The sequence below is a fragment of the Saccharothrix sp. NBAS 001 genome (assembly GCF_056640475.1).
On record NZ_CM153251.1, the window covers coordinates 5,202,677 to 5,225,069 of the forward strand.

16 protein-coding genes and 1 pseudogene are annotated in these 22,393 nt (G+C 73.0%); 12 read left to right on the forward strand and 5 right to left on the reverse strand.

Annotated elements, in window-relative coordinates; all coding sequences use genetic code 11:
- Positions 1-408 precede the first annotated feature (408 nt).
- The 3 genes from AC0HI0_RS21485 (at position 409) to AC0HI0_RS21495 (ending at position 3,570) form a co-directional block, all read left to right on the forward strand.
- A complete protein-coding gene (locus AC0HI0_RS21485) occupies positions 409-1,707 on the forward strand; it encodes a wax ester/triacylglycerol synthase family O-acyltransferase (RefSeq protein ID WP_480934169.1) in 1,299 nt (432 codons plus the stop codon).
- Positions 1,704-2,426, forward strand: coding sequence for an alpha/beta fold hydrolase (locus AC0HI0_RS21490; RefSeq protein WP_480934170.1), 723 nt, complete (start codon positions 1,704-1,706; stop codon positions 2,424-2,426). The genes AC0HI0_RS21485 and AC0HI0_RS21490 overlap by 4 nt, the downstream gene beginning before the upstream one ends.
- A 187-nt stretch (positions 2,427-2,613) precedes the next feature.
- A complete protein-coding gene (locus tag AC0HI0_RS21495) occupies positions 2,614-3,570 on the forward strand; it encodes an LLM class F420-dependent oxidoreductase (RefSeq protein WP_480934171.1) in 957 nt (318 codons plus the stop codon).
- 75 nt (positions 3,571-3,645) lie between these two features.
- On the opposite strand, the gene AC0HI0_RS21500 is transcribed toward AC0HI0_RS21495, so the two are convergent.
- The gene (locus AC0HI0_RS21500) at positions 3,646-4,953 is read right to left on the reverse strand and encodes a serine/threonine-protein kinase (RefSeq protein WP_480934172.1); all 1,308 of its coding nucleotides are present in this window, start codon (positions 4,951-4,953) and stop codon (positions 3,646-3,648) included.
- A gap of 192 nt (positions 4,954-5,145) precedes the next feature.
- Here AC0HI0_RS21500 and AC0HI0_RS21505 point away from each other — a divergent pair, with 192 nt between their 5' ends.
- Positions 5,146-5,289 carry a hypothetical protein gene (locus AC0HI0_RS21505; RefSeq protein ID WP_480934173.1) on the forward strand — a complete coding sequence of 48 codons (144 nt, stop codon included), beginning with the start codon at positions 5,146-5,148 and terminating at the stop codon, positions 5,287-5,289.
- A gap of 32 nt (positions 5,290-5,321) precedes the next feature.
- Here AC0HI0_RS21505 and AC0HI0_RS21510 read toward each other — a convergent pair whose 3' ends face one another.
- The 3 genes from AC0HI0_RS21510 to AC0HI0_RS21520 are packed head-to-tail and all read right to left on the reverse strand — an operon-like array spanning position 5,322 to position 7,644.
- Positions 5,322-5,816, reverse strand: coding sequence for a hypothetical protein (locus AC0HI0_RS21510; protein WP_480934174.1), 495 nt, complete (start codon positions 5,814-5,816; stop codon positions 5,322-5,324).
- A 10-nt stretch (positions 5,817-5,826) separates the two neighbouring features.
- Positions 5,827-6,303 carry a hypothetical protein gene (locus AC0HI0_RS21515; RefSeq protein WP_480934175.1) on the reverse strand — a complete coding sequence of 159 codons (477 nt, stop codon included), beginning with the start codon at positions 6,301-6,303 and terminating at the stop codon, positions 5,827-5,829.
- A 48-nt stretch (positions 6,304-6,351) separates the two neighbouring features.
- Positions 6,352-7,644: a PucR family transcriptional regulator ligand-binding domain-containing protein gene (locus AC0HI0_RS21520; protein WP_480934176.1), complete on the reverse strand. Its 1,293-nt coding sequence runs from the start codon at positions 7,642-7,644 to the stop codon at positions 6,352-6,354.
- Between the two features lie 81 nt (positions 7,645-7,725).
- Between AC0HI0_RS21520 and gabT the strand changes: the two genes are divergently transcribed.
- From gabT to fxsT, 8 genes and pseudogenes are all read left to right on the forward strand, one after another.
- On the forward strand, positions 7,726-9,006 hold the full coding sequence (gabT, locus tag AC0HI0_RS21525) for a 4-aminobutyrate--2-oxoglutarate transaminase (protein WP_480934177.1): 1,281 nt from the start codon (positions 7,726-7,728) through the stop codon (positions 9,004-9,006).
- A complete protein-coding gene (locus AC0HI0_RS21530) occupies positions 9,003-10,430 on the forward strand; it encodes an aldehyde dehydrogenase family protein (protein ID WP_480934178.1) in 1,428 nt (475 codons plus the stop codon). The genes gabT and AC0HI0_RS21530 overlap by 4 nt, the downstream gene beginning before the upstream one ends.
- Positions 10,431-10,920: 490 nt before the next feature.
- On the forward strand, positions 10,921-11,601 hold the full coding sequence (locus AC0HI0_RS21535; protein WP_480934179.1) for a hypothetical protein: 681 nt from the start codon (positions 10,921-10,923) through the stop codon (positions 11,599-11,601).
- Between the two features lie 18 nt (positions 11,602-11,619).
- A pseudogene (locus tag AC0HI0_RS21540) lies at positions 11,620-12,372 on the forward strand (tetratricopeptide repeat protein); the annotation flags it as partial.
- 165 nt (positions 12,373-12,537) lie between these two features.
- A complete protein-coding gene (locus AC0HI0_RS21545) occupies positions 12,538-13,554 on the forward strand; it encodes an effector-associated domain 2-containing protein (protein ID WP_480934180.1) in 1,017 nt (338 codons plus the stop codon).
- Between the two features lie 150 nt (positions 13,555-13,704).
- The gene (locus tag AC0HI0_RS21550; protein WP_480934353.1) at positions 13,705-15,171 is read left to right on the forward strand and encodes a VMAP-C domain-containing protein; all 1,467 of its coding nucleotides are present in this window, start codon (positions 13,705-13,707) and stop codon (positions 15,169-15,171) included.
- Entirely contained in the window at positions 15,168-16,175 is a 1,008-nt protein-coding gene (locus tag AC0HI0_RS21555) for an AAA family ATPase (RefSeq protein WP_480934181.1), read from the forward strand. The genes AC0HI0_RS21550 and AC0HI0_RS21555 overlap by 4 nt, the downstream gene beginning before the upstream one ends.
- A complete protein-coding gene (fxsT, locus tag AC0HI0_RS21560) occupies positions 16,172-20,506 on the forward strand; it encodes an FxSxx-COOH system tetratricopeptide repeat protein (protein ID WP_480934182.1) in 4,335 nt (1,444 codons plus the stop codon). Before AC0HI0_RS21555 ends, fxsT begins: the two co-directional genes overlap by 4 nt.
- Before the next feature lie 45 nt (positions 20,507-20,551).
- On the opposite strand, the gene AC0HI0_RS21565 is transcribed toward fxsT, so the two are convergent.
- Positions 20,552-22,192 (reverse strand): HEXXH motif domain-containing protein, encoded by a 1,641-nt coding sequence (locus AC0HI0_RS21565; RefSeq protein WP_480934183.1) that lies wholly within the window; start codon positions 22,190-22,192, stop codon positions 20,552-20,554.
- Between the last annotated feature and the right edge of the window lie 201 nt (positions 22,193-22,393).

Below are 22,393 nucleotides of genomic sequence, written 5' to 3' on the forward strand. Positions count from 1 at the left end.
CGGCCGCCCCAGCTTGAGCCGACCCGTCCGCCCTCACGTCAGCACGCAAAGGCCGGGCTCGACACGAGCCGGCCTCGCTCCAGCGGTAGCCGACTCGACCTGCACCGACCCACACCCAGCAGACGGCCGGCCCGATCCGAGCCAACCCCTCCGCCCTCACGCCGCCGAGCCGCAGGCCGGGGGGGCTCCACACCAGCCGGCCCCACCTCGGACGGCGGCCGGCGCGACCTGAACCGACCGCCCTCCGCCCCGACGCCGGCGGGCCGCGGGCCGGTCAAGGTCGCCCAGCAGGCCACGCGGTGGGGCGAGCACTCGGGCCGGATGTCCCGGGCACGTCACGTCGCTGCCACGCCACCGTCACCCGCGCCTGGTTGCCTGGACGTTCCCCCAAACGCCCGAGGAACCGCCATGAGCCGGCTCAGCCCGTTGGACGTCGCCTTCCTGTGCCTGGAGGACGACCGCAACCCGATGCACCTGGGCGCGGTCGCCAAGTTCGCCCCGCAACGGCCGGTGCACCCGGCGCGGATCGTCGCGCTGCTGTGCGAACGCGCCCGGGAGGTGCCCGCGCTGCGCCGGCGGGCGCGGGCGTCGTGGCTGCCGCCGGGCGGCGCGACCTGGGTGGACGACCCCGGCTTCACCGTCGAGGACCACGTGGTCGGCCACCACCTGCGCGCCGCGCCGAAGGTGCCCGAGGACCGGTTGGCCGCGCTGGTGTCGCACCTGATGGCGCAGCCGCTGGACCTGGGCCGGCCGCCGTGGGAGCTGCACGTGGTGACCGGGCTGGGCGGCGGTCGGTTCGCGGTGGTGGTCAAGCTGCACCACGCGTTGTGCGACGGGGTGAAAGCGGTCGGCCTGGGGTTGCGGCTGCTGGACGACGCGGACCGCGCCCTGCCCGCCGTGCCCGCCGCACGGCCCGCGAAGGGTCTGTTCGGGTCGGTGATGGACCTCGCGCGCACCGCCGGGATCGCGTCGGACGTGCTGCGCGGTGCCCGTCCGCCGGCCCGGCGCTCCCCCGTGGTGTCGCTGTCCGCGCGTCGGCGGCACGTGGTGATGGCGCGGCTGGGCGTGGACGAGGTGCACCGGGTGCGGCGGGTGCACGGCGGGACCGTCAACGACGTGCTGCTGGCGCTGGTGACCGGCGCGCTGCGGCAGTGGCTGGTCGCGCACGGCTGCGCCGACGAGGGCACGACGCTGCGCGCGCTGGTCCCGGTGGCCCGGCGCGGCGCCGGCGGCGCGGGCAACGGGATCTCCGGGTTCCTGTGCGAACTCCCGGTGGGCGAGCCGGACGCGGTCGAGCGGCTGCGGGCCGTGCGGGCGACCATGGAGCGGCACAAGGCCGCCGGTCCCGAGCGGGGCGCGGGGGCGTTGCCGCTGCTCGCCGAACGCCTCCCGCCCGCCGTGCACCGGCTCGCCGCGCCGATCGCCGGCCGGTGCGCGCCGCTGCTGTTCGACGCGCTGGTGACCAGCGTGCCGCTGCCCGGCGTGCCGCTGCGGCTGGACGGGGCCGAGCTGCGCGAGGTGTACCCGGTGCCGCCGGTCGCCGCCGGGCACGCGGTGGGGGTGGCGCTGACGGTGTACCGGACGGGCGTGCACGTCTGCCTGAACACCGACCAGGACCGGATGGCCGATCCGCGCTGGTTGCGGTCCTCACTCCGCACCGAGATCGCCGCGCTGCACCGCCCGCGCCCGGCAGAATCGACCAGGTGACCACAGCCCTCTTGTTCGCGCACGGCGCCGGCGGCACCGTGCGGGCGAACTTCGCCTCGGTGATCCCGACGCTGTCCCGCACCCGCCCGGTGTACTCGGTGGACTTCCCGGGCTCCGGCACCACGCCGCGCGCCGACGGGCCGCTGGACCTGGACGACCTGGCCGACCGGCTGGTCGCGGCGGCCGGTGAGCAGCGGTTCGCGATCGTCGGCTACTCGATGGGCTGCGCGGTCGCGGTGCGGGCCGCGCTGCGGCACCCGGAGCGGGTGACCGGCCTGGTGCTGACGGCCGGGTTCGCCAAGATCGACGACGCCACCCGGGCCCGCACCGAGCAGTGGCGGCGGCTGCTGGCCGGCGACGACCCGGCGGAGCTGGCCCGGTTCGTGATGTCGGTGGTGCTCGGCGAGCCGTTCCGGCGGTCGATGACCGGCGAGCAGACCGAGGGCTTCCTGGAGATCGTCGCGGTGACCACCCCGCCCGGCGCGGACGAGCAGGTCGAACTGGTGCAGCGGATCGACCTGACGGCGGAGCTGGCCGACCTGCGGGTGCCCACCCTGGTGATCGGCACCAAGCACGACCGGCTGATCGCGCCGTCGTGCACGCGGGCGCTGGCCGCCGCGATCCCGGGCGCGCGCTGGGCGGAACTGGACAGCGGCCACGCGCCCGCCCTGGAGGCACCGGCCGAGTGGGTGCGGCTGATCACCGGGTTCGTGGACTGACGGGTTCGCGGCGGCCGGCCGCCGCCCGTGCCGCCGGAACGCCCCGGATGCGCGGGCGGTGGTCGTCGGGGAGTCTTGGGTGGGACCGCGCGGCGGTCCGGCGAGCCGGGCGGGCGCGGACCGGAGGGTTCGGCGTGGCCGAGCCGCGTGAGCGCGGGGTGCCCGCCCCCTGGCCCGAGGAGGACGCGTGCGGATCGGCTACACCCTGATGACCGAGCAGGCCGGACCCCGGGACCTGGTGCGGCACGCCGGGCTCGCCGAGCGGGCCGGGTTCGACTTCGAGGTGGTCAGCGACCACTACTCGCCCTGGCTGGAGGCGCAGGGGCACTCGCCGTACGCGTGGAGCGTGCTCGGCGCGGTCACCCAGGCCACCGAGCGGGTCGGGCTGATGACCTACGTGACGTGCCCGACCTTCCGGTACCACCCGGCCGTCGTCGCGCAGAAGGCCGCCACCGTGCAACTGTTGAGCGACGGCCGGTTCACCCTGGGCCTGGGCGCGGGCGAGAACCTGAACGAGCACGTCGCCGGGCGCGGGTGGCCGCCGGTGAACGTGCGGCACGAGATGCTGCGGGAGGCCGTGGAGATCATCTCGCTGCTGTTCGACGGCGGGTACGTCAACCACTCCGGGCAGCACTTCCGGGTCGACTCGGCGAAGCTGTGGGACCTGCCCGAGCAGCGGGTGCCGATCGCCGTGGCGGTCTCCGGCGGCCAGTCGGTGCGCACGTTCGCGCCGCTGGCCGACGCGATGGTGGCGGTCGAGCCGGACGCGGAGCTGTCCCGCGAGTGGGACGTGTTCCAGGGCGGCGCGTCGCGCAAGATCGGGCAGCTGCCGATCTGCTGGGACCCGGACCGGGACCGCGCGGTCGCCCGCGCGCACGAGCAGTTCCGCTGGTTCGCGGGCGGCTGGAAGGTCAACGCCGAGCTGCCCGGCCCGGCCGGGTTCGCCGCGGCGACGCGGTTCGTGCGGCCGGCGGACGTCGCGGAGAGCATCCCGTGCGGGCCGGACGCGGGCCCGGTGGTCGAGGCGGCGCGGGCGTTCGCCGACGCCGGGTTCACCGACCTCGCGCTGGTCCAGGTCGGCGGCGCGCACCAGGAGGGCTTCCTGGACTTCGCCCGCGACGAGCTGCTGCCCGCCCTGCGCTGACCAGCGGCCCCGCTACCGGGGCCGGCCCCGGGCGTGGGCCGGGAGCGGCGGGTGCGCGCCGCGGGCGCCGACCCTTCAACCGTCGGAGGTGGTGGGGGGCGCCGCGGCGGTCTTCTTCGGCTTGCCGTTGGGTTTCGTCGGCTGGATGTCCACCGTCGGCTCGACCTCCGAGGTCGTGGTCACGCCGGTGGTCGGCCGGACCTCCTCGACCGGTTCGACCGGTGCGGGCTGCGCCCTGCGCTGGACCACCTCGGTCACGACCACCGTCTCCGGCCGGTCCGCCTGCTCCACCACGGTCACCGTGGACGGCGCCTGCGTCACCACCACCGTGTGCGTCGTCGTGGTCGGCGGCTGGTGCAGGTCCGCCGGCGGCGTGTCGCGCAGGCCGAACACCGCCGCGTGGGCGACCGCGACCACCAGGACGGCGACCCCGCCGAACAGCAGCACGGCCCGCCGCCGCGACGTCGGCCGCGCCCCGGTGGCCGCAGAGGGCTCGGCCCCCGCCGCCGACCCGAGGTCCACCAGCGGCTCGGGCCGCACCGCGGCCTGGACCTCGGTCAGCGGCGACGCCCCGAGGCTGGCCTTCTCGGCGGAGGCGAGCAGCCGGGCGCTCTCGGCCGCCGACGGGCGCTTGGACGGCAGCGTGTGCGTCATCGCGGTCAGCACCTCGCCCCACCGGGCGGGCAGGTGCTCGGGCACGCGCGGCTCGCGGTGCAGCCGGGCCAGCGCGGCCTCGGTGTCGCCGCCGGGGTACTCGGGCCGCCCGGTCAGGCACTCCAGCAGCACCAGGCCGAGCGCGTAGACGTCCGCCGCCGGCCCGACCTCCGCGCCGCGCACCTGCTCGGGCGCGAGGTAGCCGGCCGTGCCGACCAGGATCCCGGAGCGGGTCACCCTGGTCACCTGGGCCTGCAGCGCCAACCCGAAATCGGCCAGGTAGGCGCGCCGCTCGCCGGGGTCGAGCAGGATGTTGGAAGGTTTCACATCGCGGTGCACGACGCCGTGCCGGTGCACGTGGGCGAGGATCTCGGCGATCTGCGCGCCGATCCGGGCGACCACCTCGGGCGCGAGCGGTTCGCGCATCCGGCGGCGCAGCGTGCCGCCCTCGACGGGCTGCATCACGTAGAAGGGCCGGCCCCGGTAGGAGCCGGTGTCGTACACGGTGACCACGCCGGGGCACCTCAGCCCGGCCAGGACCTGGGCCTCCCGGTCCAGCCGGATCTGGTCCTCGGGCGTCGCGGTGCCCTGGAACAGCTTGATCGCGACCTTGCGGTCGAGCCTGGTGTCGAACGCCCGGTAGACCTCGGCCATGCCACCGGACCCGTAGAGGTTGCCTAACGCGTACCGCCCGTCGACCACTTCACCGGTCAGGTCCCCGTCCCACATCCGGCCGACCTCCGCTGCGCTGACCGAGCCATCCGTGCGCCGGAAACTACCGTCACGCTCCGCAAGCGGGCTACCCCGTTTGCCGTTTCGAGTCCATCTGGCCGTAGCACTCCCGTCACAAACCGCCGCGTTTCCCCGGTTGGGCGACGATCGCCGTGTTCGGGTTCGCGCAACAACGGGTAAACCGCCGGTATGACCGGACACGAGCCGACCCTGGACGAGTTCATCGACGACCCGGACGCCAAGTTGGAGGCGTTGGGCGAGGTGGACGAGACCAGGGACGCCCAGGACGCGGACGCCGACCCGGACGAGGAGTACCAGCGCGACGAGGCATGACCGCCGGCCCGTGCGGACCGGCGGTCACCCGGTCACGGCGCGGCGGTGGCGCAGGGCGTCGTGGGCGGTGTCGTCGTCGTGGGCGTGGGCGACGGCACGGTGTTCGGCGGGCCGCCCGACGCGAGCCGCGTGCCGCTGCACAGGTGCGTGCCCAGCGTCCCGACGGCCAGGTCGCCGTTCGCGAACACCAGGTACTTGGTGTTCACCGTCAGCCGGATGCCGCACAGCGAGCCGCTGGTGGACGTGAGCACGTCGACGCGGTGCGGCACGTCGCCCTTGTACTCCTTGCTCACCTTGACCGTGTAGCGGTACTGGTCGTCGTACGGCGTCTCCGGCTTGTTGGTCTCCAGCTTCTCGCCGACCACGACGCCGGCGAACACGTAGTTGGCCCGCGCGTAGCGCTGCGGCTCGGTGTCACCCGGCAGGCAACTGCACGCGCTGGCCGTGCCGGTGAACACCACGGTCAGCAGCCCCGCGGCCATGGTCGCCGCGGCTGCGGCGTGGGCCAGGAAACGTAAACGCGCCACTGGATCCCCCTCAGGTCGATGTGGCGGTGGAAGTCGAACAGGTCGGGGTCGGCGTCGTGGACGTCGGCGGCCCCGTGGTGACCGGCGGTCCCGCCGACGCGAGGCGGGTGCCGTCGCACAGGTGGGACTCCACGCGCCGGTCGGTGCTGTCGCCCTTGCCGAACACCAGGTACTTGGTGCCGATGGTGAGTTCGATGCCGCACGCCGTCCCCTGGACGTGGGTGGCCACGTCGACGCGGCGCGGCACGTCGCCCTTGTACTCCTTGCTCACGACGACGGTGTAGACGAACTGGTCGCGGGTGGTGTCCCGCCGCTTGGCGGTCACCAGACCGACGAACACGTGGTCGGCCCGTGCGTAGCGCCAGGACTCGTTGTCGCCGGGAAAGCAGCTGCACGCACTCGCGGTCCCGGTGAACACGGCGGTGAGCAGGCCGGCCGCCACGGTCACCGCTGCGGCCGCGTGCGCGAGGAAGCGGAAACGCGCCATAAGATTCCCCCTGGTACCCAGGCTGGACGCGGCGGCGCCGGGCTCAGACTACTGGCCGGCGTGCAAGGCGAACCAGAGCTCCGCTCGCACCCCGGGCGAGTCCAGCGAACGGCCCAGCAGCTCCTCCACGCGCCGCATCCGGTTGCGGATGGTGTGCCGGTGCACGCCCAGCGCGGCGGCGGCCGGGTCCCACTGGCCGTGGCAGCCCAGCCACACCCTCAGCGACTCCCGCAGCCGCACGTCCAGCGGGGCCAGCAGGGTGGCCGCGTGGTGGGCCACATCCGTTGCCAGCAAACCGGATCCGGGTACGTCGGCGAAGTCCGCGACGTGTTCTTCGGCGGCCCGCAGGGCTTCCCGGTAGCCGCGCGCGACGCTGCCCGCGTCGACCTCTCCCGAGGCGTGCGCGGGCCGGTCGATCTCGCGCGCGAGCACCACGACGCGGCCCTCGTGCTCGGCCCGGAATCCGGGCGGATCGGCCTGGTCGGTCCCGGAAATGTCCTTCGGCAGCACGAAGACCCGGAACGGGCCGGTCGGCGCGTCGGCGACCGGCTGCCCGGCCAGCAGCAGCCGGAACTGGGCGGTGCGCAGTTCGCGGCGCACCCCGTCCACCGCGTCGGACTGGGCCAGCGCGAGGGTGAGCAGGGACGCGGCGGTGTTGACGATGTGCCGGTCGGCGGCGTCGAGCGGACCGGCGGTGGCCACGGCGAGGTAGCCGCGCCGGCCGAGCACCTGCATCGCCAGGTGCCGCTCCCCCTCCTGCCACGCCGAGCCCGCCGGGCCGACGCCGAGCCGCCGGGCCTCGTCGCGCAGGTCGGGCAGCTCGCCGCCGGCGTGGACGGTCTCGCCGGACGCGTCGAGCAGCGCCACCGCGCCGCCGACCAGCACGGCCAGCCGGCGCACCACGGCCTCCGTGGAGGTGAGCGCGGCCCGGGTGAGCGCCCGTTGGGCATCGCTCGTCCGGGTGAGGTTGGCGTACTCGTCGGCCGCGACGGCCCGCGAGACGGCCTTGGTGATCGCGATGAAGGGGACCTTGCGCGGCACCTCGACCAGCGGCAGCCCGGCCGCGCGGGCGGCGTCGACCAGGTCGGCGGGCACGGTCGCGTGGCTCAGGCCGGTGCCGAAGCCCAGCCCGACCGCGCCCGCGTCGACCAGCCGGCGCACGTAGGCGCGGTGCGGGCCGAGCGCGATGCCGGTGGTCAGCAGCAGCTCGCCGCCTTCCAGGAACGGCGTGGGGTCGGCCAGCTCGGTGCTGTGCACCCAGGCGACCGGCCGGTCCAGCCCGGCGTCGACGTGCACCGGCAGGCCCACCTCGCGGGCCAGGCCCTCCAGCGTGAGCGGCATGGACACTTTGTACAGGGTTCACACCCAGGTTCGCCATTTCCTCCACTGGCCGGTTCGGCTCCGGGGACGGATGCTGGACCCGTGACCCGACTGCGCACCCAGATCCCCGGCCCCCGGTCGTTGGAACTCGCCGCCCGCCGCAAGGGCGCGGTCGCGGCCGGGGTGGGCTCGACCCTGCCCGTCTACGTCGACCGCGCCGAGGCCGGCCTGCTGGTCGACGTCGACGGCAACCGGCTGATCGACCTCGCGTCCGGCATCGCGGTGACCGGCGTCGGCAACCCCGCGCCGCGCGTGGCGGCGGCCGTGCACGCGCAGATCGACCGCTTCAGCCACACCTGCTTCATGGTCACGCCGTACGAGGAGTACGTGGAGGTGTGCGAGCGGCTCAACGCGTTGACGCCCGGCACGCACGAGAAGCGCTCGGTGCTGTTCAACTCCGGCGCGGAGGCCGTGGAGAACGCGGTGAAGATCGCCCGCCACGCCACCGGGCGCGCGCCGGTCGTCGTGTTCGACCACGCGTACCACGGGCGCACGAACCTCACGATGGCGTTGACCGCCAAGAACATGCCTTACAAGCACGGTTTCGGGCCGTTCGCGCCCGAGGTGTACCGCGTGCCGATGTCCTACCCCTACCGCGACGGGCTGACCGGCCCCGAGGCCGCCGCGCGCGCCGTCGACCTGGTCGAGAAGCAGGTCGGGACGCCCGCGTGCGTGCTGATCGAGCCGATCCAGGGCGAGGGCGGGTTCATCGAGCCCGCGCCGGGGTTCCTGGCCGCGCTGGCCGACTGGTGCCGGGCGCGCGGCGTGCTGCTGGTCGCCGACGAGATCCAGACCGGGTTCTGCCGCACCGGCGCGTGGTTCGCCGCCGAGCACCAGGACGTGGTGCCGGACCTCGTCACCACCGCCAAGGGCATCGCCGGCGGGCTGCCGCTGGCGGCGGTGACCGGGCGCGCCGACGTGCTGGACGCGGTGCACAGCGGCGGGCTCGGCGGCACGTACGGGGGCAACCCGGTCGCGTGCGCCGCCGCGCTGGGCGCGATCGACACCATGGCCGAACTCGACCTCAACGCCGCTGCCCGGCGGATCGAGGCGACCGTGCTGCCCCGGCTGCGCGCCGCGGTGGGCGGGCGCGGCGACGTGCGCGGGCGCGGCGCGATGCTGGCCGTCGAGTTCGCCGACCGGACGCCCGAGGTCGCGACGCGGGTGGCCAAGGCGTGCCACGCGGCCGGAGTGGTCGTGCTGACCTGCGGGACGTACGGAAACGTCATCCGCCTGCTGCCCCCGCTGGTGATCCCCGACGGGGTGCTGGCCGAGGGCCTGGCGGTGCTGGAACACGCGATTGTCGAAGGAGTCGGACGATGAACACCCCGTACTGGGTCGCCGGGCAGGCCACGTCGAGCGCGGACGTGGTGGAGGTGCGCAGCCCGTACGACGGCGCGCTGGCCGGCACCACGTCGAACGCGACGGCGCAGGACGTGGAACGGGCCGTCGCCGCCGCGTCGGACGTGGCCGAGGAGTTCGCGTCCCTGCCCGCGCACGCCCGTGCCGCCGCGCTGGACCACGTGTCCCGCAGCCTCGCCGAGCGCGCCGAGGAGGTCGCGGCGCTGATCACCGCCGAGTCCGGCAAGCCGCTCAAGTGGTCCCGGATGGAGGTGGCCCGGGCGGTGTCGACGTTCCGCTGGGCCGCCGAGGAGGCCCGCCGGTTCTCCGGCGAGTTGCAGCGCCTGGACACCGACCCGGCCGCGTCCGGGCGGCTGGCGCTGGTCCGCCGTGCCCCGCGCGGCGTCGTGCTGGGCATCGCGCCGTTCAACTTCCCGCTGAACCTGGTGGCGCACAAGGTCGCGCCGGCCATCGCGGTGGGCGCGCCGATCGTGCTCAAGCCGGCGCCGGCCACCCCGCTGGTGGCGCTGCTGCTGGGCTCGATCCTGGCCGAGACCGACCTGCCGGCCGGGTCGTGGTCGGTCATCCCGGTGCCCAACGAGGTCGCCAGCGAGCTGGTCGCGGACCCGAGGCTGCCGGTCGTGTCGTTCACCGGCTCCGGCCCGGTGGGCTACGGCATCCTGGACCGCGTGCCGCGCAAGCACGTCGTGCTGGAGCTGGGTGGCAACGCGGCGGCCGTGGTCTGCCCGGACTGGACGGACCTGGACTGGGCCGCGCAGCGGATCGCCACGTTCGCGATGTACCAGGGCGGGCAGTCGTGCATCTCGGTGCAGCGGGTCTACCTGCACGCCGACGTGTACGACGCGGTGGCCGAGGCCGTCGTGGCGCACGTGCGCAAGCTCGGCACCGGCGCGCCGCAGGACCCGGCCACCGACGTCGGCCCGCTGATCAACGAGGCCGCCGCGCAGCGCGTGGAGACCTGGGTGGACGAGGCCGTCGCGGCGGGCGCGACCCTGCTCACGGGCGGCACCCGGGACGGCGCGGTCTACGCGCCGACCGTGCTCGCCGACGTGCCGGCGGACTGCAAGGTCGTCGACGAGGAGGTCTTCGGCCCGGTGGTCGTGCTGACCAGGGTCGAGTCGGTGGAGGAGGCGTTCGACAAGGTCAACGACTCCCGGTTCGGCCTCCAGGCGGGCCTGTTCACCAACGACGTGCGGCTGGCGTTCAAGGCGTCCAAGCGGCTGGCGGTCGGCGGCGTGATCGTCGGCGACGTCCCGAGCTTCCGCGCGGACCAGATGCCCTACGGCGGCGTGAAGGAATCCGGCACCGGCCGCGAGGGCGTGCACGCCGCGATGACCGACCTGACCGAGGAGCACGTCCTCGTCCTCACCGGCCTGGACCTGTAACCCGCTCGGCCGCTCCCGACGCGCTGTGTGCGCCTCCAGACTGCCCGTATGGACAGCGCACACAGCGAAGCGTCCGGTGCTGCTGCCCGAAGTCGCACGGGCTCGGGCACCGTGGTGATCCCGGTGCCCGCCCGACCGACCGCAGTGGCGGGCCTGCCCGCCCAGCCGGTGTTCGTGGGTCGGGAACACGAACTGGACCTGCTCCTGTCGTCGCTGACGCCGACAGCGGACGGAGTGCCCATCGTGGTGTGGGCCTTCGGCGGCCTTCCCGGCGTCGGCAAGACAGCGCCGGCGGTCCGCGCGGCACACGTGGCGGAAAGCAGGGGCTGGTTCCCCGGCGGCGTGATCATGATCGACCTGCGCGGGTACGACGGGTCCCTGGCGGACCGCGTTGAGTTCTCGACGCCGGACCCTGATCGTCGCCGACAACGCCTCGGCGAGCGCCGAGGTCCGGCCGCTCTTACCCGGGACCTCCGCGCACCGAGTGCTGGTGACCAGCAGAGACCGGCTGGCGGATCTGGATGGCGCGCGGTCGATGCACGTCGACGTGCTTCCGGTTGCCGAGGCCGTGACGATGCTCGCGAACATCCTCCGGGCGAGCGACCCGGACGACCGTCGCGCCTCCGCCGGCACGACCGCGACGAGCCGGGTGGCGACGTTGTGCGGAGGTCTTCCGCTGGCCATCCGGGTGGCCGCAGCGATGTTGGTGGCCGATCCGGACCGTTCGATCACCGAGATGGCGGACGCGCTGGTCGACGTCCGCAAGCGGCTGGAAGTGCTGAACTACGACGGGAGCCTGGCCGTGCGAGCCGCTTTCGACCTGTCTTGCACAAGCCTGGACGCCCGACACGCGCGCCTGTTCCGGCTGCTGGGCATGCACCCCAATGGTGATCTGGAGACCGAGGCGGTGGCGGCGCTCGCCGGCACGCCTGTCCATCAGACCCGCGAGATGCTCCGCAGGCTGTCCCGAGGAGGACTCAGAGCGCAGGATCGCGGTCAATCGCCTGATCGACTACTACGCAGCAGCCTTCCACGACACCAACCTGTGGTGCGTGGGGAAGCCGGCCGAGTCGAACCGCTTCGCGGGCGTGAAGGAAGCGCTGGCGTGGACCGACAAGGAGCGGAGCAACCTCGGAACTGTCGTCGCGCACCGTGGTGCGGATGGCGCTGAACCTCCACCAACGTCGGCAGGTTCTTCCGCCAGCGGGGCCAGCACGACGAGGCGTTGGCGCGACTTCACCAGTCCTTGGAGATCCTGCGGAGGATCGGTGACCGGGAGGGGGAGGCCCGAGCCCTGAACCGGCTCGGTGAGGTCTACCGGGTGATGGGGCGCTTGGACGACTCGGTCGCCACGTGCGGGCAGGCGCTCCGGATCTTCGAGCAGCTGGGAGCCCCGGAGCGCGGCGGAAACGTACTGCACAACCTCGGACTGGCCAACCGCCTGCTGGGCAGGCCCGCCGAAGCCCTCGAATACCACGTTCGGGACCTGCGCATCTGCCAGGACGTCGAGGACGAGATCGCCATCGCCCGGGTGATCAACCACGTGGGCATCTGCTATCGGGAACTCGGCGATTTCGCGCGTGCCGTCGAGCACCACCGGAAGAGCATCGACATGGCCAAGGCGGTGGACAACAACCACGACATGGCGAGGACGCTGTCCAACCTGGGGATCACCTACCAGAGGTGGCGGAGATTCCCCGAGGCGGTCGACTGCTTCGAGCGCTGCCTGGAGGTGCTGGGAGAGCTGGCGGACCTGCACGGCCAAGCGGATGCCCGGACCGAACTCGGCCTGACGTGGCAGGAAGCCGGGGACACCGCGAAGGCGCGGGAGAACTGGACCGCGGCGTTGGAGATCTTGGACGGACTGCCCGGGGCGGGACCGGTCGACACCGCCGAACGGGTCCGCGGGTTGCTGTCCGCGAACGGCGGACGTGAGCCGTAACCGGCTCGGCCGAGCCCGTGGCCGCCGGGTGAGTTCGGGGGCCGCCCGGAGGCGGCGGGACCTGATCGGCCCAGCAGATCGCCCTTTCGGGTCCTGCCTGCGGGGGGTGAACGGTCGTTACCGTGACGGTGGTCCGACCTGCCTCCCCGATCGAGGTGATCGCGCTTGTCCCTGGAGAGCCCGGTCCTGCACTACACGATCCTGGTCGTGGACATCGAGCGGTGGACCGATCCCTCGCGGACCGACGAACACCGGCGCGTCATGCACCGGGGTCTGTTCGGCGCGCTGCGCCAGGCGTTCGCCGACGTCTCGGTCGACTGGTCGGTCTGCACCGTCGAGAACACCGGCGACGGGATGATCGTGCTGGTGCCCGCGCACGTCTCCGGCAGCCTCCTGGCCGACCAGTTGCCGTCACGGGTCGCGGCGAACGTGCGCCGGCACAACGAGGTGTCCGCGGTGGAAGCCCGGATGCGGCTGCGGTTCGTGCTGCACGAGGGGCCGGTCCGCAAGGTGGCGGACGGCCAGATCGGCAGCGCCATCTCGGTCGCGTGCCGGCTGCTGGAGTCCGCCGAACTGCGCGCCGCGCACAAGGCGTCCGACGAGCCGATCACGCTCATGGTCTCCGACCGCTTCTACACCAACGTCGTCGCGCACGACCCGGCCGCCGAGCCGCGCCGCTACCGCGCGGTGGCGGTGGAGGTGAAGGGGATGCGCGAGACCGCGTGGATCCGGTACGCCGCCCAGGCCGACCCGCCGCCGGACGATCCGCTGCCGGACGGCCCGGTGCCGGACGACACAGTGCCGAACGGCACAGTGCCGGACGGGCGACTGCCGAGCGGTCCACGTCCGGGGGATTCCGCTCCCGTGGAAGGACCGAAGCCGACTCCGCAGCCGTTTTCGCCGGCGGTCTCCGCGGAGTTGGCCGTTCTGGCCGACGCGTTGCAGGCCGTTCCGTCCATCCGGGACGAGCACACCCGGCTCACCGTGCTGGGCCTGTTGCCCGCCGGAATCGCGGGGGCCATCCCGAGCAATGCCCGGACCAGGCCCTACGTCATCGGGATGATCCTCGCCTGTCTGGATTACGAGAACGGGCTGGCCCAGCTTTACAGCGCATTGATCAACTTGGAGGGTGAAACCCTGCCGATGCGCAGATTGCGCGAAGCGCTGTCGCCTTGGACGTGACGAGTAACGCGATCGCGTGATGAACACGATCCCAGGGATGGGTGCGACAAACAGCGGAACGGTCACGTTGTTACTGTGAGAGAGCGGGGACACGGACGGGGGACCCCTGGGATGATCCACGGAAACGACGACGCGGCCACCGGGCTGTTGATGCCGCTGATCAAGGCGTTGCAGCGGATCCCGTGCCTGGAAGACCAGAACACGCGGTCTTCGGTGATCCGATTGCTCAGATCGGAATTGCGAGAACCGCTCACGATCAGCAGCCACCCGGACACCTTCGTGCACCTGCTCAACCTGGCCGAAGCCTGCATCGGGCACCCGAAGAGGTTAGCCGCGCTGTTGCGCGCACTAGACCTGATGGAGCAGGATTCCAAGCCGATGGTGGAACTGCGTCGACTCGTCGACGGGATGCACACCCTCGAACTGTTCGAAAACGACGATCTGACAAGGCTGCTTGAGTTGCTCGCCGGCATAGTCGTACCCGACATCGCGGACATCTACCGCGCGGTCGCCGGCGACGCCGCGGCAGGTCTGCGCCGGGCGATGAACTACCGCGAGGTCATCCGCAAACTGGAGACCCTGAACGCGGGCCCGGACGGGATACCGCTGCCGATCGTCTTCATCGAACACGTCGCCGCAAAAGTGCGGACAGAACTGGCGCTGGAACTGCGCCAATGGGTCGACGAACAAGCCGGGAAAGCCGGGTACTCCACCGAGGTGGAGGCGCTGCGGGACAACCTGCGCGCCGATCCCCCGGACGACACGCCGCCCCGGCCGGGCGCGATCGGCTACCTGGTGCTGATGCTGCGCACCGAGGGGCCGACCGGCGACTGCTACCGGCTGTCCACCTCCCGCCACCTGGGCCTGGACGACGTCTGGTCGCCGCTGCCCGTCGGCGGCGACCGGATCGACACGCTGGAGCGCATCAAGGCGCACGTGGTCGCCGTGATCGAGCAGGCCGAACGGGACTGGGCCTGGTACGGCCCGGACATCCGGGTCGAGTTCGTGCTGGAGCGCGACAACATCAACCTGGCGGTCGACCAGTGGCCGGCCGAGAACGACGAGTCCGTGCCGGAACCCCTGGGCAGCCGCTACTCCACGGTGGTCCGCAGCCTGGAGCGCAACTCCGACGACAAGTACCTGCGGCTGTGGCGGCAGCGCTGGCGCCGCCTGGCCGGCCAGGAGCGCACCACCCGCCCGATGGCCCGGGACGGCTTCGTCCACGCCCAGGACCAGGGCCAGGACGGCGTGAAGCAGTTGCGCGGCATGCTCAGCCGCCGCCAGGACGTGGTCTCGCTGCTGCTCAGCCGCCCGCCCCGGGCCGAGCCGGAGCCGCAGGACGAGGTGATGGCCGCGGTGAAGGCCGGCGTGCCGCTGATCCTGTGGCACCGCGAGGACTGCCACTCCCCCACGGTCGTGCACGCCGTGGACTACCTGCTGCACGACGAGGACGACGAGCACCCGTTCCTGGAGCGGGTGCGCCGCGCGCGGGCCACCGCGTTCGGCGAGAACCACGGCCGACACCCGTGCGGCGACCTGACCGTCCTCTACGACGACCCGATGCGGCGGGTCCTGCCGCACCGGGCCGCACCGCCGGAGGAGGTGGCGCTCGGGTGAGCGGCTGGCACATCTACCGGGGCACCGGCGAGGTCGCCACGTCCGCGATCGAGTCCCTGCCCGAACCCCCGTCGTGGCGCAGGTTCACCGGCACGGGCGACGCACCCCGCCCGGTCGACGACGGCGGCGAGGCCGAGCGCAAGGTCGGCCGGGTGCCCGGCGTGCCGCGCGTGCCCGCACCGCGCGAGGTCGAGATGGTCAACTCGGCGATCTACCTGCGCCGGCCGCTGCTGGTCACCGGCGAGCCGGGCACCGGCAAGTCCGCGCTGGCCTACCTGATCGCCCGCGAGCTGGGGCTGGGCCCGGTGCTGCGCTGGCCGGTCACCAGCCGGACCGCGCTGGCCGAGGGCCTCTACCTCTACGACGCGATCGGGCGCGTGCAGGCCGCCAACACCCAGGACACCGTCCCCGACATCGGCGACTACATCCACCTGGGCCCGCTGGGCACCGCGCTGCTCGCCGCCGACCTGCCCCGGGTGCTGCTGATCGACGAACTCGACAAGGGCGACATCGACCTGCCCAACGACCTGCTCAACATCTTCGAGGAGGGCGAGTACGACATCCCCGAACTGGTCCGCAACGCCAAGACCCAGCCGGAGGTCACCGTGCTGACCGCCGACACCGGCCGGCACGCCGAGGTCCGCGACGGCCGGGTGCGCTGCCGCGAGTTCCCGATCGTGGTCATCACCAGCAACGGCGAGCGCGAGTTCCCCCCGGCGTTCCTGCGGCGCTGCCTGCGCCTGAAGATCGAGCAGCCCGACCGCGAGCGGCTGGCCGCCATGGTCGCCGCGCACTTCGGGCACGACCACGACCTGGACATCGCCCAGCTGATCGACGACTTCCAGCGCCGTGCCGACAAGGTCGGTCCGCTGGCCGCCGACCAACTGCTCAACGCCGTCGAGATGGCCACCCGGTTGAGCACATCGGGTGCCTACAAGCCGGACGGTGAGTGGGGGAACCTCCTCGACAACCTCTGGCATCCACTTTCGGCGGAGCACGGATGACCCAACCGCGTGATGAGCCCGCGGTCCGCCGAGTCCTGCTCCAGCATTGGGAGGCGACCGAAGGCCGGGAAGGGCGACTGGGCACCGCGGACCTCACCCTCCGCGAGGTCCGGGACGCCCTGTGGCTCGCGACCTGGTTGCAGGACTCTGCCGAACCGACCTCGCCCGCGCCGCGACCCGACCAGGCACCACCTGCGGCGGACGAGGACCGGGACGCGGCAGCCACGGAACAGCCGCCCCCGGAGGAGGCTGCCACGGAACCCGAAGCCGCCGACCAGACCATCCCCGATCCCCGACCGGATTCGCAGGAGTGGACGCGCGGCCCCCTCGACCTGCCGCCCGCGCAGACCCCCGCCGACGGCGCGGCCGAGCTGCCGCGCGCCGCGCCGGCCTGGCCCACCATCCCGGGCCTGTCCGACCGGCGCGGGCTCAGCCGCGCCCTGCGCCCGCTCGCACGCAGCCAACCGTCCCCGTGGCGGCAGGTGCTGCACGAGGAGGCGACCGCCGTCCGCGCCGCCCAGGACGGCCTGTGGATCCCCCAGCTGCGGGCCGCCCCGTGGCACCGGTTCGAAGTGGCCCTGGTGGTCGACACGGCGGTGGCCCCGGAGATCTGGGGGCCGACCGTCGACGACTTCCGCTCGCTGCTCGACCGTCAGGGAGCGTTCCGCGACGTCCGCACCTACCACCTCGATTCCGCGCACACCGACCCGGAATCGCTGACGTTGCGCAGCGAGGGCGGCGCGGTGCACGACTGGCGGCACCTGATCGAGCCGACCGGCAACCGGATCATCCTGGTGCTGACCGACACCGTCACGGTCGGCTGGCACAGCGGCGCGGTGGGGCACGTGCTCTACGAGTACGGCTGCCGGACGCCGGTCGCCGTGGTGCAGACGCTGGCGCACCGGCTGTGGCCCTGGGGCGGGCTGCCGTCGCAGCGGATGCGGCTGTCCGCGCCCTCGCCCGGCACGGCGAACAAGCAGCTGCGGATCGTCGGCAAGGCCGCACCCCGGACGATCCCGGTGCCGGTGCTCGGCCTGACCGAGGAGTGGCTGGCGGGGTGGGCCCGGCTGCTCACCGCGCCGGGTGCGGAGTGGGTGGAGACCACCGCCGCGATGGTCGGCCCGCAGGCCGAATCGATCCCGGTGCAGGAGCCCGACCGGAGCCCGGTGCCGGGCGCCGAGCGGGTGCGCCGGTTCCGCACCTACGCGTCGGTGCAGGCGATCGACCTGGCCGTGCTGCTGGCGGCGACGCCGCTGGTGCCCCGGCTGATGACGTTGGTGCAGAAGGTGCTGCTGCCGGGCTCGGACCTGACCGCGCTCGCCGAGGTGCTGCTCGGCGGCCTGCTCACCCGACTGCCCGTCGACCAGCAGCGCGAACGCGACCGGCCGGACGCGGTCGCGTTCGACTTCCACGACGAGGTGCGCAACGAACTGCTGGCCATCGGCCGCCGGAGCGACACGGCGCGGGTGGCGCGGGTTTTGGACGAACACGCCGGATCCGAGATCCCGGCGCTGCGCGCCTATCGCGCGGCGGTGGACGACCCGACCATCGACGATCCCGAGATCACTCCCGAGTCGACGCCTTACCTGAAGGTCCAGGAAGCGGTGCTGCGCGCATTGTCCGGGCCTTATCTGCCCAAGTCGAAGCGTTTGCGCGCGAACTTGGGATTAGCCCCCCTGATGTCGCGTCGCGGCCGGCAGGTGGAAACAAAGGTGAACCGGGAGAACGAATTGACTGTAACCGAGCCTCAGCCGATCGTCAACGAGGCGGTTGGGCCACAAGGAGAAGCGAACGTGTCTGCTCCCGGTATCCATAACGAAGTCGCGACCGACCACCGGCCGACCGCGTTCCAGCCGCAGGTGTGGGGACAGATCCCGCTGCGAAATCCGATCTTCGTGGGCCGGGAACAACTCCTCGAACAACTCCGGGTCCGGCTCAGCGAATCGGGCACCACCGCGGTCCTGCCGGAGGCGCTGCACGGCATGGGCGGCGTCGGCAAGTCCCAGACCGTGATCGAGTACATCTACCGCCATTCCGCGGAGTACGAGGTCGTCTGGTGGATCCCGGCGGAGCACCCCGCGCAGATCAGGGCGAGCTTCGTCGAACTGGCCAAGAAGTTGAACGTGGCCGCGTCGGGTTCCGCCGAGACCGCCGTGCCCGCGGTGCTGGAGGCGTTGCGCAGGGGTGTGCCGCACCAGCGGTGGATCCTGGTGTTCGACAACGCCGACCGGCCGCAGGACGTCCGCCAGTTCTTCCCGGCGGGCACCGGGCACATCGTGGTCACCTCGCGGAATTCCGAATGGGGTGGATTCGCCCGGCCGGTCGAGGTCGACCTGTTCACCCGGGAGGAGAGCATCGAACTGCTCCGCCGGCGCGGCGGCGGGATCGAGCACGCGGAAGCCGACGCGCTGGCCGAGGCGCTCGGCGACCTGCCGCTGGCGGTGGAACAGGCGGCGGCCTGGCGGGCGCAGACCGGAATGCAGGTCGCGGAATACCTGGAACTGCTGGAGCAGAACCGCACCGAACTGCTGGAGGCGAACACCCCGACCGAGGACCAGTTGCCGGTGGCGGCGGCCTGGAACGTGCCGCTGAAGCGGTTGGCGGCCGATCAGCCGGCCGCGCTGCAACTGCTCCAGGTGTGCGCTTTCTTCGGGCCGGAGCCGATTTCCCAGAAACTGTTCCGAGGGGCCCGCGACGTGCCGGTGCCGGAGGCGCTCGCGGAGGCGTTCGGCGACCCGATCAAGATCAGCCGGGCGGTCAAGGAGATCACCCGCTACAGCCTGGCCAAGATCGACCACCGCAACAACGCGCTGCAACTGCACCGGCTGGTGCAGACCGTGCTCAAGAACAAGCTCTCCCAACCCGAGCAGGACAACATGCGCCACGCGGTCCACGTGCTGCTGGTCAACGGCGACCCGGGCGACCCGGACACCGCCGCCAACTGGCCCCGCTACGCCGAACTGCTGCCGCACGCGCTGATGTCGCGGGCCGTGGAGAGCGGTGACAAGTGGGTCCGGGTGCTGGTCATCAACCTGGTCCGGTACCTGATCCGGATCGGCGACTGGGGCGGCGCGCGCGACCTGGCCGGGCAGGCCCGGGACCACTGGACCCGGACGCTGGGCGAGAACAACCGGGACACCCTGGAGATCACCCGGCGGTACGCGATCGCCCTGCGCCGGCTGGGCCAGGCCGACGAGGCGCGGGCGCTCAACGAGCGGACGCTGGAACTGCTGCGCGAGGAGGTCGGCGAGGACGACGAGCAGTACCTGGCGATCCTGGACACGGTGGCCGCCGACCGCCGCGCGCTGGGCCTGTTCGCCGACGAACTCCGGCTCCAGCAGGAGGTCTACGAGCGGGCCCGGGACATCCTCGGCGAGGACGACCCGGAAACCCTGGCCTACGCCAACAACCTGGCCAGCTGCTACCGGCTGATGGGCGACTACGAGCAGGCCCGCGAGCTGGACCAGGAGAACCTGCGCCGGCGCACCGCGGTGCTGGGCGCGAGCCACCTGCAGACCTTCGGCTCCCGCAACGCGCTGTGCATGGACCTGCGGGAGTGCGGCCTGTACGTGGACGCCGCCAAGGAGCAGGAGGAGACGCTGGTCTACCTGCTGGAGGTCGCGGGCCCGGACCACTGGCAGTCGATCGGCGCGACCCGCAACCTGTCCGTGGCGCTGCGCAAGGCCGGCTACCACGCGCGGGCCAGGGAGTACTCCGAGGACTGCCTGACCCGCTACCGCAGGCGGCACGGCGACCAGCACTTCGACACCGTCACCGCGGAGATGAACGTCTCCACCGACCTGCGGCACACCGGCGACCTGGGCCGGTCGTTGGAGCTGGGCCGGCGCGCCTACCGGGTGTTCGGCGAGACGTTCGGCCCGCAGCACCCGTACACCCTGGTCGCGGCGCTGAACCTGGCCGTGGTCCTGCGGCTGGGCGGCGACCTGGCCGAGGCGTTGGAGCTGGACCGGCAGACCCACGCCAACCTGCTGGAGGTGTTCGGCCCGAACCACCCGACGACGCTGATCGCGGCCACCAACCTGGCCAGCGACCTGGCGGCGCTGGGCGACCACCTCGCGGCGCGCAACCTGGACGAGGAGACCCGGGCGAAGTCCGAGCAGGCGCTCGGCCCGGACCACCCGTCCACGCTGGCGGTGGCGCTGAACCTGTCGATCGACCTGGCCTCGCTGGGCGAGGAGTCGGAGTCGGCGCTGCTGCACAGCAAGACCGTGCAGGGCCTGCGCACCGTGCTGGGCGAGGAGCACCCGGCGACCATCGCGGCGACCCAGCTCATCCGCGCCAACTGCGACAGCGACACGATGCAGCTCTGACGGGGCAGCTCTGACGGGGCAGCTCCGACCGGGGCAGCTCCCGGATCAGCCGGCGGTCTGGTCGAACCAGGCCGCCAGCCGGTCCGGGTCCGGTGCGGTGCCGGTGCGCGCGGTGATCCGGCGGTGCACCGCGCGCACGAGTTCCGGGGTGCCGCGCAGGGCGGGCGAGTCGAGGGCGAGGCCGAGCCCGACCCAGGACGGCACGTCGTGCGGCGCTTCGCGCAGCCGGGCCAGGAACCCGGTCACGGCGGTGGCGCGCTCACCGCGCAGCAGTGCCGCGTCCGGGCCGCCCTCGCCCGCGACCTGGCCGTAGCGGTACGGGTCGAGCGCCCGCAACCGGAGCAGCGCGGTCAGCCGGCTGTCCCCGGACTGGCCGGACGGCACGATCTCCGGCGGCGGGGCCGGGTGCGCCGGTCCGCCGCGGGCCCAGGCGTCGGCCAGCCCGGCGACCGCCGGGCGGTCCGGTCGGGCGTGCCGCAGCCGCCAAGTGGCCCGGTGCGCGTCGGTGAGCGCGGTGACGGTCTCGGCCAGCCCGGCGGGCGGGTCGGCCGGCGCGCACGCGGCGAGGCGGACCGACACGGCGGCGGCGAACTCGCGGCCCAGGTCGGTCAGCCCGGTCGCGCCGCGCAGCGCGGCGACCGCCTCGGCCACCTGGTGCGCCCGCAGCGCGTGGCTGAAGTGCGCCGACGGCGCGAGGTCCGCCGGCACCCGGTGGCGTTGCACCTCCCAGTACTCGACCACGCTGACGAACGCGTAGACGCCGTGCAGCAGGCCCGAAACCGGCCTCGGGTCGTCGCGCCACGGCGCGTAGTACCGCTCCTCGGCGCTGCCGTCGTCCAGGTCGACCAGGTCCATCAGCGCGTTGACCTTGGAGTGCTGCAACTCGTGCACCAGCGCCTCGCCGAACTTCACCGCCGATCCCTTGGGCGACATGGCGATGCTGCCGAACGCGGCGGCCGACGACGCGGCGAACACGTCCCGCGCGGCGTCCAGCGGGATCACCGTGGCCAGGCCCGCCGACAGCTCCTGCGCCCACGCCGGGTGCGCGCCGGTCAGCAGCCGCCACGCCTCGTCCATCAGCTTGCGCCACTGGTCGTACTCGTCGTCGCCGAGCGGCCGGGCGCGGACCGGCGCGCCGAACTCGCGGTACGGGTCGAGGTCGTCGAAGGCGAGGTCGACGGTGCGGCCCCGGGCCGAACTCCGGTGCCGCTTCACCGCTTCCAGCGGCACCGGCCGGGTTTCGCCGAGCGCGGTGAGCGTGACGCCGGACCCGTCGTGGCGCAGCAGCGCGTGGCCGACCGGGAAGCCGGTGCCGAGCCGGAACGCGCCGACCGACGGCAGGCTCACCGCGCCGTGCACGACCGGGACCGCGATCTCGCACGGCAGCCCGGCGCGCACCGCCGCCGCGGCGGCCAGCGCGTGGAACCCGCCGACTTCGGCCCGCAACGGCGTCGCGTCCGGCGCGACGCCCAATGCGTGGCGCAAAACGCGGCTGAGCCACACACCCACGGAGGGGTGCATCAGCACCTCTTCGACAACCGCGGGCGCGATTGCCTCGGTTTCGGCCAGCAATGCCCACACGTGGTCGAGATCGGCGAAGGGACCCAACCGCGCGGTGAGCGGCCCGACCGCTTCCGCGAACGCCCGCAGCCGAAGTCTGCGCAGACTGTGCTGACCTTTCCGCAAAATTGCGATTCCGGTACTCGACACCGGTCCGGAACAGATCTCGTCGAAGACGAATCGCGGCAGGCGGTGGGTGGTCAGCTCGACCGGTCGCGCACCACCACTAGTCACGCTGCCCCTGGATCGAATCCCCGAACCGACCTGCCCTGATCCGGCCCGCGGTGCGCCGGATCTCCTCGTCCAGCCGGGGCGTGCGCAGAACTC

Bases quoted from the DNA above. Each gene is read 5' to 3' on its own strand.
- AC0HI0_RS21485 (WP_480934169.1), top strand. From the start codon at position 409: ATGAGCCGGCTCAGCCCGTTGGACGTCGCCTTCCTGTGCCTGGAGGAC.
- fxsT (WP_480934182.1), top strand. From the start codon at position 16,172: ATGACCCAACCGCGTGATGAGCCCGCGGTCCGCCGAGTCCTGCTCCAG.
- AC0HI0_RS21505 (WP_480934173.1), top strand. From the start codon at position 5,146: ATGACCGGACACGAGCCGACCCTGGACGAGTTCATCGACGACCCGGAC.
- AC0HI0_RS21530 (WP_480934178.1), top strand. From the start codon at position 9,003: ATGAACACCCCGTACTGGGTCGCCGGGCAGGCCACGTCGAGCGCGGAC.
- AC0HI0_RS21520 (WP_480934176.1), bottom strand. From the start codon at position 7,644: ATGCCGCTCACGCTGGAGGGCCTGGCCCGCGAGGTGGGCCTGCCGGTG.
- AC0HI0_RS21550 (WP_480934353.1), top strand. From the start codon at position 13,705: ATGCCGCTGATCAAGGCGTTGCAGCGGATCCCGTGCCTGGAAGACCAG.
- AC0HI0_RS21500 (WP_480934172.1), bottom strand. From the start codon at position 4,953: ATGTGGGACGGGGACCTGACCGGTGAAGTGGTCGACGGGCGGTACGCG.
- AC0HI0_RS21515 (WP_480934175.1), bottom strand. From the start codon at position 6,303: ATGGCGCGTTTCCGCTTCCTCGCGCACGCGGCCGCAGCGGTGACCGTG.